Source organism: Parafrankia sp. BMG5.11 (genome assembly GCF_004337455.1).
The window spans coordinates 280,900-292,701 of record NZ_SJXI01000001.1 but is presented as its reverse complement, the minus strand read 5'-3'; the positions used below and the strand labels follow the sequence as shown (position 1 = coordinate 292,701).

Genomic DNA, 11,802 nt, shown 5'->3' with positions numbered 1-11,802 from the left:
TAAATTCGAGTCTTAGGCGGCCTGCGCGGTTCGCTTGGGTGCTGCGTCGTGAAGAAGTCTCTTCGCGTCATGACCGGATAATCCGGCCATCCATGAGTTCGACACGGCGTCGACACTGCCCCGCGATGTGTTCGTCATGCGTTGAGATCAGGAAGCTGGTGTCCATCGTTTCGTTTATCGATCGCAGCAATTCCATGACATGATCCGCCGCCGCGCGGTCGAGGTTTCCGGTCGGCTCGTCCGCGAGTACAAGAGCAGGGCCGTTCATCAGAGAGCGCGCTACCGCGACGCGCTGACGCTGCCCCCCGGACATCGCCCCGGGGCGGAAGTCGCGGCGATCCGCTAGGCCGACCGCGTCCAACAGTTCGGCCGCCCGATCCCGCATCGCGCCGGTTACCCGTCCGGACGCGCAGGCCGCGGGCATCATCACGTTCTCTACCGCCGAGAGGTCGGGGAGAAGATGGTGAAACTGGAAAACAAAGCCGAGGTGCTTGCTGCGAAACTCGGTTCGCTGCGCGGCGCTGGCGTGCATGAGATCGACTCCCAGCATCTCGTGAGAGCCGTTAGTCGCCCGCATCAGCGTGCCAAGGATGCTGAGCAAGGTGCTTTTTCCCGAACCAGACGGACCCAGCAGCGCAGTCATTTCACCCGAGTTGATCGACAGATCGATGCCTTTGAGAACAAGTACCTCGCTGTCCCCCTGACCGAAGTTCTTGGTGAGAGCTCCCACGCGAAGGATCGGATCGCTGCTCATGCGCCGATCGCCTCCACCGGGTCGACCTGCGCCGCGTTGCGAGCCGGCAGGATTGACGCGAGAATGGCGGCCAGCGTGGTCAGCGCAATCGCCAGGAGGAAATCCCCCTGCTGCCGGTCTATCGGCAATCCGCCGCTGCTGATCTCGGTTACCGGGGGCAAGGGCAACAGGGCGACCCAGGCGCACGCCGCTCCGACCAGCGCGCCGATGAAGCCGATGAGCGTTCCTTCCAGAACGAAGATCGAGATCACCAGCGATTTACTGGCTCCCATCGCGCGCATGATACCGATTTCGGACTGGCGCCTCACGATGGACAGCAACATCGCGCTGGCGATACCGACGACAATCGTGATGAGCGAAAAGGCCTTGATGATCGTCCCGGTGCGCGCCTGGGCATCGAGACCCTCGAACAGTTGACTGTTGTCCTCGGTCCAGGCGGTTGTCTTTAAACCGGTCGAGCGGCGCAGATGCGTCGCGATCTTGGCGGCATCGGTCGCGGGCTCGACCTTTACTTCTATTCTGGAAATCCCGGTAGGAAGATCGAACAGCGCGCGTGCGGCTGTGAAGTTCATGTAGACGGCCTGGCGATCGGCGCTGGCGATGCCCAGACTGAAAATACCGCCGATCCGGAAGCTGCGTGATCGTCCGCGATCGGAGTTCAAGCGCACGACCTGCCCGACCCGCAGCCCAAGGTCGCTCGCAAGCCTGCTGCCGATCAGTATGCCATCGGGCGGCAGATTGCTGCTTCCCTCCGAAAGGGCGCCCCTGATATCGGCGATGACCGACAGCTTGTCCTGCATCACCCCAATTACACCGACTGGTGCGACGGCCTGGCCGCGTTCAACGAAGGCCGACCCCCTGATCTGCGGTGATACCGCCGTGACACCCGACGTCTTCTCTATGATTGGTATCGCCGGCTGCCAGATCGCTATCTGATTTCTACGGCTGAGATCCTTCTGAAGAACCGATTGAACACCGCGCACCGTGGACAGAATCACCGGGTCTCGATCCGGCATCTCAAGGACGACATGGGGAATGCTCCCCACCGTTCGTAACGTAAGCAAAGTGGCCAGCCCGCCGATGAGCGCGCTCATGAAGATGAACACGCCGACACCCAGTGCGACACCTGCCATCAGCAGTGCCGTTTGCCCCGGATGGCTCAATAGATGGCGGGTGGCGAGCTTGACGGCATAGGGGTTCATGTCATTCGGTAGCCGTGACCTTCTCGCCCGGTGCGGCCGAATCCGGATCAACGAGAATCCGCTCACCGGCCTTCAGTCCGCTAGTGACAATGACCTCTTCGGCGGGCCAGTCGACAAATTGGATCCGACGCTCGGTCACTGCACCATCCTGGTCGACAAGTCTCACCGTCGCGCCGCTGCCGCTCTGAATAATGGCGCTACGTGGCACGCTGATGGCGCGGCTCCTTGTTTCGATCAGCAGGTTCACTGTGACCGTCAGACCAGAAGGCGCATTCACAGCCTCGTCGATCAGCTCCAGCCGGACATCGCGCGCGCCCGTTGCTGGATCGACCCGTGGCTCCACATGGGCAACGACTGCCTTCAATTGTTCGCTCTGACTGGGCATATTGACCCGAGCCTCCATCCCGGGGCGGATTTCCGCGGCATAGATTTCGTCGATCTCTGCGGTCACCTCAGGACTCGAAAGGTTTGCCAGCCGATAGATGATACTTTCCAGTCCGACTGTCTGGCCCGGGTCGACAAGCCGCTCAAGGATCACGCCGGCAAACGGCGCGCGTAAGACCCGTCGCTCACGTTGTTCGCTGACCTGAGTCACGCCCGCCCGGCGGCGGTTCAGTTCCCGTTCCCCTTCCACCACCGCGAGGCGCCGTGCTTCGACGTCGCGTTTGGTGGCAAATTGACCAAGCGCTTCGAACCGTCGGAGATCTCTGCGGGCTTGGGCAAGCGTCGCTTCCTGCGTGCGTACCGATGCTTCCGCCTCAGCGACGGCAGCCAGTTCGGGGGCGTCGTCAATTCGGGCGATAACCTGCCCATTTTCCACGCGATCACCCACATCAAACGGCAGCGCGATCAGTTCGCCCCCTACGGATGAACGAATATCAACCTGGAGACGCGGCCGAATGCGACCATTCACCGCGAGGATGCGCTCGGCCCGGGCAACCTTGGCAGTGAGCGTGAGGACTTCCTTTTCCCGGGGTACCAGGAACCAATAGGCCGCTGCCACCATCGCAATGACGGCCAGGGTCGCTAGCGCCGCTTTCCTTGTGGTCATAGTGATCCGGTCAGATGTGTTCGGAATTTCTGCTCTGGCCGAGCATGGGCACATGCCGATCTTCGCGTCAAATCACTCACCGATGTTTGCTCGCTTGCTGCGCCTGCTGATGATCGCGCAACCTTGGGGGCGGAGATTTGGACTGCCCGCATAGCTGCTCGCGCACAGCGAAAGCGGATCCCATGATACCTTGGGTTCCTCGATTAGAGTTACGTCTAATTGCCGAGCCGCTTGTAGCGGCGTAGCTCTGTTACATGACATCAAAGCTGTGACTCGGCGCTGATGATTGGAGCGCGCCAGACTCGTAGCAGAGGTCACTTTTTCGCGCGTAGGTTAGTGCGGCGTATCTCCAAGAACCGACGTGATCGGCAAATGCAACCCGCTTTGGGCTGTCGGTGGTTCTCTAAGGCAGAAGCAGCCCTCGCGTCTAAGGCGTTTGCTGCGTTCGGCGGAGGGTCAAGATATAGGCGGCGATGTCATCTAGGTGTTCGGCGGGAACCTCGAAGTACATTTCTTCCGGGAAGTTTTTATGGTTGCTCAGCCAAGTTGCCAGTGTAGCTTTAGTCAGTTCGGGACCGTTGGCGATAGCCGCGAACGGGGGAGCCGCAGGCAGCGGTGACGTCTCGCTGTGAGTCACCGAGTGACAGTCTGCGCAGCGATCCTGGACGAACTTCTGGCCCCGCCATTCGGCGGTTCCGCGCTGTAGCGCGCCCTCGACGCTAGCGTGCGTCGCAGGGCGGGAGACGGCTTGGCAGCTACAAAGCAAGCCCAGCGTAACCGGAATAAGGATTCGTCTCATGCTGCTGAAGCTAAGTGCTCGCGGTGTGAACGCAAACGTTAAATTCGCGCAAACTGAATCATGTGAGTGAACCATGTGCTAGACGACCGCCCGCAGAGCTAAGTAGCCAGTCCCGCCTCCGTCGCATCACTTAGGTGGGTTCCGCTAGGGATTATATCCCAATCCCACTCCACCGTGGCTGCGCTTAGTTGCGTTAAGTCGGACCCGGCTGCTAAGTCTCAGGCCACCGAACCGGTTGAACGAGGTAGGGGATCGATGGAAGCAGTACTCGGCCGCGTCGGCATATGGTTTGGAGTGTTGTTGCTCGCCGTCGCTGGGATCGCCATGTCACGCGACAGCGGTTACGCCGCAAGCATGACGATCGTCGCGCTCGTCGCATTTGCATTTCTTTGTGCCACCGCGGCGAGGTTCGATCCGCTCGCCAAGGCGCAAAGCCTCTTCCGCATGCCAACCGATCCGTCGCGCTACGATGACGATCCGGTGCGATGGGGGGTAATTGCAACGGTTTTCTGGGGTATTGTCGGCTTCTCAGTCGGACTGGTCATCGCTCTGCAGTTGGCATTTCCGTCGCTCAACATCGAGCCGTATTACAACTTCGGTCGCCTGCGCCCACTGCATACGTCGGGTGTCGTGTTTGCCTTTGGCGGCAACATTCTCATCGCGTCGAGTTTCTATGTTGTGCAGCGAACCTGCCGCGCGCGCCTGGCCTTCCCTGCGCTCGCTCGGTTTGTGTTCTGGGGCTACCAGATGTTCATCGTCCTGGCGGCGGTGGGCTACCTTTACGGCGTCACTCAGTCGCGCGAATATGCCGAGCCAGAATGGTTCGTGGACCTGTGGCTCACAATCGTCTGGGTCGTGTATTTCATCGTCTTCGTCGGCACACTCGCCAAGCGGACCGAACCTCACATTTACGTGGCGAACTGGTTCTACCTGAGCTTTATCATCACCATCGCGATGCTGCACATCGTTAACAACCTCGCGATACCGGTGTCGATCTGGGGTTCGCGTTCTTACTCGGCGTTTTCCGGCGTGCAGGACGCACTCGTTCAGTGGTGGTACGGCCACAATGCAGTCGCATTCTTCTTGACCGTGCCATTCCTCGCGATGATGTACTACTTCGTGCCCAAGCAGGCGCAGCGGCCGATTTACTCCTACCGCCTGTCGATCCTGCACTTCTGGTCCCTGATCTTCCTCTACATTTGGGCCGGGCCGCACCACCTGCATTACACCGCGCTGCCCGACTGGGCGCAGACGCTCGGCATGGTGTTTTCGGTGGTGCTGTGGATGCCGAGCTGGGGCGGCATGATAAACGGCCTCATGACTCTCAATGGCGCATGGGACAAGGTGCGTACCGATCCGATCATCCGCATGATGGTCATCGCGCTCGCATTCTACGGCATGGCGACTTTCGAAGGCCCGATGCTAAGCATTAAGGCTGTCAATTCGCTGTCGCACTATACCGACTGGACGATCGGTCACGTCCACGCAGGCGCGCTCGGCTGGAATGGCATGATCACTTTTGCAGCTGTGTACTTTCTCGTGCCCAGACTGTGGCAACGCAAGCGACTTTATTCCCTACGGATGGTCAACTGGCACTTCTGGCTCGCGACCTTGGGGATCGTATTCTATGCAGCGTCGATGTGGGTAGCCGGCATCACCCAGGGCCTCATGTGGCGTGAATACGGTGCCGACGGATATCTGGTGAACACGTTCGCCGACACCGTCGCAGCGCTCCATCCCCTGTACATCATGCGTGCGTTTGGCGGTCTGCTCTATCTCGCAGGGGGAGTGGTGATGGTCGTCAACGTCTGGCGCACGATCGAGGGTCGCTTGCGGGAAGAAGCTTCGATGAGCGATGCGCCCTACAACCCTGAAGCCGATCGCCCGATCGTCGCTCAGCCTGCCGAATAGGGACCGTCATGTTGAACGTCGCCCAGCGTCACAAGAAGCTCGAACGCAACATAACCCTGTTGGCCTCATGCGCGTTTGTCGCGGTAGTGATCGGCGGTGTCGTGGAGATCGCTCCCTTGTTCTGGATCGACAACACGATCGAGAAGGTCGAAGGTATGCGCGCATACACCCCGCTCGAGCAAGCGGGGCGCGACATATATGTGCGCGAGGGTTGCTATACCTGTCATAGCCAGATGATCCGCCCGTTCCGCGACGAGGTCGAGCGCTATGGTCACTACAGCCTGGCCGCCGAGAGCATGTACGATCACCCGTTTCAATGGGGATCTAAGCGGACCGGGCCCGACCTTGCCCGGGTCGGCGGCCGCTATTCCGACGAATGGCACGTGCAGCACCTCATCGACCCGCGATCGGTGGTTCCCGAAAGCGTCATGCCGACATACGCCTTTCTCAAGAACACCGACCTCGACGCCCGCGACACAGGAGCCAGCCTCACCGCGCTGCGGCGTGTCGGCGTACCCTATACCGATCGTGACATCGAGCAGGCCGAAACCGATCTCAAGGTGCAAGCCGATCCCAATGCGGATGCAACCGATTTGCAAGTGCGTTACCCCAAAGCGCAGGCGCGCGATTTCGACGGGGATCCGGAGCGTTTGACCGAAATGGACGCGCTGGTCGCCTATCTCCAGATTCTCGGCACGCTTGTTGATGTGAACAGCGCTGCAGCCCAGGAAGAGCTCGCTCAGGAGGGGCCACGATGAGCGACCATTCGACATACGAGGCCCTGAGGCATTTTGCGGACAGCTGGGGCCTGCTCATCATGGTCATCCTTTTCGCCGGCCTGATCGCGTGGCCTTTTCGTCCATCGGCGCGCCAGCACAACCGCGAGGCGGCCGAGCTAATCTTCAAGGACGACGACGATGGCGAATAAGCGCATCGACGAGCCAACCGGTACGGAAACCGTTGGTCACGAATGGGACGGGATCGAGGAACTCGACACCCCCATGCCGCGCTGGTGGCTGTGGAGCCTCTACGCCACCATAGTGTGGGGCATTGTTTACGTGGTCCTGTATCCTGCTTGGCCGCTGCTGCGCACGGGAACCGAAGGGCTGCTCGGATGGTCGAGCCGCGGGCAACTGGCGAAGGAGATAAACGCGGAAGACGAACGGCGGGCGCCGCTACTAAGCGCCTTGTCGCGCATCCCCATCGAACGTTTGCCGGAAGACAGCAAGCTTATGCGAGCCGCCATCGACGGTGGACGCGCGGCGTTCCGGGTCAACTGCGTACAGTGCCACGGCGCAGGCGCCGCCGGCGGCAATGGCTATCCCAATCTGAATGACGACGAGTGGCTTTGGGGCGGAGATCTCAAGGCCATAGAATACACCCTTGTCTATGGAATTCGGCAGCCCGGAATCGACGAGACCCGGTCGAGCATGATGCCAGCGTTCGGGCGTGACGAATTGCTGACTCCTGCGGAGATCTCGACAGTTGCCGACCAGGTCCTCTCGTTCAGAGGAAAGGGGAAGGCTACCCCAGCGGGCGCGACACTCTACGAGAACAATTGCGCGAGCTGTCATGGCCCTGGGGGTGAGGGAATGCGGGAGTTCGGCTCGCCGAACCTCACCGATGCGATCTGGCTCTTCGGCAAGAGCAAGGACAGCGTGGTAAGCCAAATTCACAATCCCAGATTGGGGGTAATGCCCGCTTGGGGTAACCGCCTCGATCCGGTGACTATCAAGATGCTGGCGGCCTACGTACACTCGCTGGGCGGCGGTGAGGATTTCGTGGAGGTCGCCAAGGACCCGGCGATCACGGTCGATGAGCAGCCCTGAAGCGCCCGACACAAGACGCGCAGTCGCCAAGCCCGACAAGCCGGTCAGCCTGACTGTCGCAAACCCTAACACGGGCAACTTGCGCCACGAGCCGCACCAACCTCCCCGCGAGGGCTTGCCGGAGAAGTTGTTCGAGAAGCGGCGCGCGGTGTTCCCGCAGCGGGTCCACGGCTTCTATCGCAATCTCAAGTACGTGATCCTGCTAATCACGCTCGGTATCTATTATGCGACGCCATGGATTCGCTGGGATCGGGGGCAATACGCCCCCGATCAGGCGGTGCTGGTCGATATCGCCAATCGCCGGTTCTATATGTTCGGCATCGAGATCTGGCCGCACGAATTCTATTTCGTTGCCGGTCTGCTGATCATGGCCGGCATGGGGCTGTTCCTGGTAACGAGCGCTGTCGGCCGCGCATGGTGCGGCTATACCTGCCCTCAGACGGTTTGGACCGACCTGTTCCAGCATGTCGACCGGCTTGTGGATGGTGATCGCAACGCGCAGACGCGCCTCGCGCGGGCACCCTGGGGGGCCGCGAAGATCGCCAAGCGCGCGCTGAAGTGGTCCATTTACCTTGTGATCAGCTTCTGGACCGGCGGCGCTTGGATCATGTACTTCGCGGACGCGCCGACACTCGTGCGAGATTTCTGGAGCGGTCAGGCCGCTTCGGTCGCTTACGTTACGGTCGCGATCCTCACGTTCACCACCTTCGTTCTCGGTGGCTTCCTCCGTGAGCAGTTTTGCATCTACATGTGTCCCTGGCCCCGCATCCAGGCGGCGATGATGGACGAGCGTTCGCTCACTGTCACGTACAAGGACTGGCGCGGCGAGCCACGCGGCAGCGTGAAAAAGGCGAAAGCCGACCCCGCCCACTTCGGGGACTGTGTCGATTGTCTGCAATGCGTATCGGTATGTCCGACGGGGATCGATATCCGCGAAGGCCCGCAGGTCGGGTGCATAACCTGCGCGTTGTGCATTGATGCGTGCGACCGGGTGATGGCGGAGGTAGGTCGCCCCCGCGGGCTGATCGATTACGTGACGCTGGAAGACAGTCGACGAGAGGCAGCGGGGGAAGAGCGACGTTTGCCATGGCGCAATCTCGTCCGGCCGCGCACACTAGTCTACCTGGGCGGCTGGGCAGCCATTGGTCTAGTAATGCTGTTCGCTTTGGGGGCGCGCAGCCATCTCGACATCTCCGCAGCGGCCGACCGCAACCCGCCCTTCATGCTGATGAGCGACGGCTCGATCCGCAACGCTTTCACGCTCAAGCTGCGCAATATGGAAAACCGTCCTCGGACGGTCGAGATCGCGCTGAACGGGGTGCCTGGCGCGATGATGTGGAATGACGAGGAGTCTCGCAACGCGGCGGCGCGGACCATGCGGCTGCAACTCGCACCGGATGCCACGCGCACGGCCCGTGTCTACGTCATCGCGCCGCCGGACACGCCGGGGCAAGAGCTTGGCTTCCAGCTTCGGTCCCTCGACAAGGAAGGCGCTTCTGACGAGGCGCAGGCGCAGTTCGCGGCACCCGGGGCGACCGAATGAAGGGGGAATTCACCGGACGCCATATGGCTGCGATACTCGTCACCGGCTTCGGCGTGGTCATCGCCGTCAATGTGCTGATGGCGTCGCTCGCAGTGGGTACCTTCGGCGGGGTCGTCGTCGACAACTCCTACGTGGCAAGCCAGGAATTCAACAAGTGGCTCGCCCGCGCCGATCGCTCCCGCTCCCTCGGCTGGGAACCCAGCGTGAACCACCGGGCGGACGGGCGCGTGGAAGTCAGCTTCGCAGACGATGCCTCTCCGGACGTGCTCATCGCGACGGCGCGACATCCGCTCGGCCGGCTACCGGACACCGCTCTGATGTTTCGAAAGGTCGGAGCGGGACAATTCGTCAGTGAGGCGCCGCTAACCACTGGCCGATGGACGTTGCGGCTTTCCGGGCACGCGCACGAGCAGGTCTGGCGTCGTGAGGTTTCGCTGCCATGACGTCTTTCGAACCCATTTCCCCCGATCAGCGTGAATGGACCGAAAGCCGGTTCACTGTCCCGAGCATCCATTGCGCCGGGTGCATCGGCAAGATCGAGCGCGGTCTGGGCGCGGTCGCGGGAATTGATCGCGCGCGGGTCAACTTCTCGACTCGGCGCGTGCTGGTGCGCCATGAGCCGGCCCTGTCAGAAGGCGAACTCCTTGCCGAATTAGGCAACCTGGGCTTTGAGGCCCAGCCGAGCGTCTCCGAACTTGCCCTACAGGACGATACAGAGACCCGACTGTTGCTGACCGCGCTCGCCGTTGCGGGCTTTGGCATGATGAACGTCATGCTCCTGTCCGTCAGCGTCTGGTCCGGCGCGATTGGAGCGACCCGTGACCTGTTCCACTGGTTGTCTGCGTTGGTCGCGGTCCCTGTAGTGGCCTATGCCGGACGCCCATTTTTCCGCTCGGCCGTGACCGTCCTGCGCAAGGGGCGCACCAACATGGACGTGCCGATCTCGATCGGCGTACTCCTCGCAACGGGCCTCAGTATCTTCGAGACGGCGACTGGAGGGCCGCATGCCTATTTCGACGGCGCGGTTATGCTCCTTTTCTTCCTCCTCAGCGGGCGCGTCCTCGATGCCATGATGCGGGATCGAGCGCGTGCTGGCATCGGGGCGCTGCTTGCTCGGATGGGGCGAGAAGCGACGATTGTCGGCACCGATGGCTCAAGCAAGCGCGTGCAAGCGGAGCGGATCGAACCAGGAATGCTGATGCAGGTTGCTGCGGGAGAAGCGCTGGCGGCCGATGGAGAAGTGGTCTCGGGCAAGGGACTGCTCGATGCCTCGATGCTGACCGGCGAAAGCGTGCCGATCTCCGCCGTTCCCGGCACTACAGTCTATGCCGGGATGGTGAACCTCGGACAGCCGTTCACCGCGCGGGTCACCGCAGCGGCTGACGACACCGCTATTGCGGAGATTGCCCGGCTGATGGCGGAAGCCGGTCAACCCCGGTCGCGATATGTCCGGATCGCCGATCGGGCCTCGCGCCTCTATGCTCCCGCCGTACACACCTTGGCCCTTCTCAGCCTGATCGGCTGGCTGATGGCGGGCGCGGGCTTGCACCAAGCGTTGCTGATCGCCGTGGCGGTGCTGATCATCACCTGTCCCTGCGCGCTTGGTCTCGCAGTGCCGGTGGCGCACGTTGTCATCGCGGGCGCCTTGATGAAGGGGGGGGTGCTGGTAAAAGATGGCAGCGCTCTGGAGCGACTGGCAGAGGTCGACTATGCGGTGTTCGACAAGACCGGGACACTCACTCTCGGCGAACCGCGCCCGGAGGTTCTCGATTTTCTGAGCACCCGTGAAAAAGCTATCGCGTTAGGGCTTGCACAGAGCAGTCGCCATCCGCTCAGCCGCGGACTCGCCGCGGCGCTCCGCGCGGAGCAGATCATGGCTGCCCCCTTGGAGGACATCAAGGAACTATCCGGGGAAGGCATTACGGGGGTCGCGCGAGACTTGGGTGCCGTTGCCCTGACTCGGAATGACCATGCCAAGCGATCTTCGTGCGAGCTTCGCGTCGGGAAAGCCCGCCATGTGATTACATTCAACGATCCGGTGCGTCCGGATGCGCGGGCGACGATCGAGATTCTTTCGACCATGAATATCGCGGCGAGCGTGCTATCAGGCGATGCGGCGGGACCCGTCGCCGAGGTCGCTGGAAAACTCAGTTTACCCTGCATCGCCGGAGTGCGTCCGGCGGGCAAGCTCGCCTGCCTCGAAGAACTCAGGGTATCAGGTAAGAAGGTTCTTATGGTCGGCGACGGCCTCAACGACGGCCCCGCTCTTGCTGCGGCGCACGTCTCGATAGCGCCGGCTAGCGCGAGCGACGTGAGTCGCCAGGCTGCCGACGCTGTATTTCTGGGTGACAGCATCCTGCCCGTTGCGCGAGCCGTCAACGCGGCCCGCAAGACGATGCGCATAGTGCGGCAGAATTTCACTTTGGCGGTGGGGTACAACATTCTAGCGGTGCCGCTAGCAGTCGCCGGTTTCGTCACACCCCTTGTTGCCGCGCTGGCGATGTCGTTGAGTTCGCTGATCGTAGTGGGCAATTCACTCCGTCTCGCGCGAGCCGCCTAGTGACTAGCCTCGCTATCTTAGTTCCGGTCGCGCTCGGGCTAGGTGCCCTCGGCCTTGCGTCGTTCTTCTGGGCGATGCGCCACCAACAGTTCGAAGATCTCGATGGCGCCGCTAGACGGGTGCTGATCGAAGACGAGGAGGAATAGGAGTTGT

The 11,802-nt window shown here is 61.6% G+C and carries 12 protein-coding genes; 8 read left to right on the top strand and 4 right to left on the bottom strand.

The features are described from left to right. Positions 1-67: 67 nt before the first annotated feature. The 4 genes from E0504_RS01475 to E0504_RS53995 form a co-directional block, all read right to left on the bottom strand. On the bottom strand, positions 68-754 hold the full coding sequence (locus tag E0504_RS01475) for an ABC transporter ATP-binding protein (RefSeq protein ID WP_131621209.1): 687 nt from the start codon (positions 752-754) through the stop codon (positions 68-70). Next, positions 751-1,956, bottom strand: a complete 1,206-nt coding sequence (locus E0504_RS01470; RefSeq protein ID WP_131621207.1) for an ABC transporter permease — start codon at positions 1,954-1,956, stop codon at positions 751-753. Before E0504_RS01470 ends, E0504_RS01475 begins: the two co-directional genes overlap by 4 nt. 1 nt (position 1,957) lies before the next feature. Next, positions 1,958-3,007: an efflux RND transporter periplasmic adaptor subunit gene (locus E0504_RS01465; protein WP_165938371.1), complete on the bottom strand. Its 1,050-nt coding sequence runs from the start codon at positions 3,005-3,007 to the stop codon at positions 1,958-1,960. A gap of 427 nt (positions 3,008-3,434) precedes the next feature. Continuing rightward, positions 3,435-3,806 carry a c-type cytochrome gene (locus E0504_RS53995; RefSeq protein ID WP_373693852.1) on the bottom strand — a complete coding sequence of 124 codons (372 nt, stop codon included), beginning with the start codon at positions 3,804-3,806 and terminating at the stop codon, positions 3,435-3,437. 255 nt (positions 3,807-4,061) lie between these two features. On the opposite strand from E0504_RS53995, the gene ccoN reads away from it, so the two are divergent. Genes ccoN through ccoS form a run of 8 tightly spaced genes read left to right on the top strand, consistent with a single transcriptional unit; the run spans position 4,062 to position 11,795 of the window. Further along, entirely contained in the window at positions 4,062-5,717 is a 1,656-nt protein-coding gene (gene ccoN, locus E0504_RS01460) for a cytochrome-c oxidase, cbb3-type subunit I (protein ID WP_131621203.1), read from the top strand. Between the two features lie 8 nt (positions 5,718-5,725). Then, a complete protein-coding gene (gene ccoO, locus E0504_RS01455; protein ID WP_131621201.1) occupies positions 5,726-6,475 on the top strand; it encodes a cytochrome-c oxidase, cbb3-type subunit II in 750 nt (249 codons plus the stop codon). Next, a complete protein-coding gene (locus E0504_RS01450; RefSeq protein ID WP_131621199.1) occupies positions 6,472-6,645 on the top strand; it encodes a cbb3-type cytochrome c oxidase subunit 3 in 174 nt (57 codons plus the stop codon). Before ccoO ends, E0504_RS01450 begins: the two co-directional genes overlap by 4 nt. Next, positions 6,635-7,546, top strand: a complete 912-nt coding sequence (gene ccoP, locus E0504_RS01445) for a cytochrome-c oxidase, cbb3-type subunit III (protein ID WP_131621197.1) — start codon at positions 6,635-6,637, stop codon at positions 7,544-7,546. The genes E0504_RS01450 and ccoP overlap by 11 nt, the downstream gene beginning before the upstream one ends. Then, entirely contained in the window at positions 7,533-9,089 is a 1,557-nt protein-coding gene (gene ccoG, locus E0504_RS01440; protein ID WP_131621195.1) for a cytochrome c oxidase accessory protein CcoG, read from the top strand. The genes ccoP and ccoG overlap by 14 nt, the downstream gene beginning before the upstream one ends. Further along, entirely contained in the window at positions 9,086-9,532 is a 447-nt protein-coding gene (locus tag E0504_RS01435) for a FixH family protein (RefSeq protein ID WP_131621193.1), read from the top strand. Before ccoG ends, E0504_RS01435 begins: the two co-directional genes overlap by 4 nt. Next, positions 9,529-11,649 (top strand): heavy metal translocating P-type ATPase, encoded by a 2,121-nt coding sequence (locus E0504_RS01430; RefSeq protein WP_131621191.1) that lies wholly within the window; start codon positions 9,529-9,531, stop codon positions 11,647-11,649. Before E0504_RS01435 ends, E0504_RS01430 begins: the two co-directional genes overlap by 4 nt. Further along, a complete protein-coding gene (gene ccoS / locus E0504_RS53990; RefSeq protein ID WP_131621189.1) occupies positions 11,649-11,795 on the top strand; it encodes a cbb3-type cytochrome oxidase assembly protein CcoS in 147 nt (48 codons plus the stop codon). The genes E0504_RS01430 and ccoS overlap by 1 nt, the downstream gene beginning before the upstream one ends. Positions 11,796-11,802 lie beyond the last annotated feature (7 nt).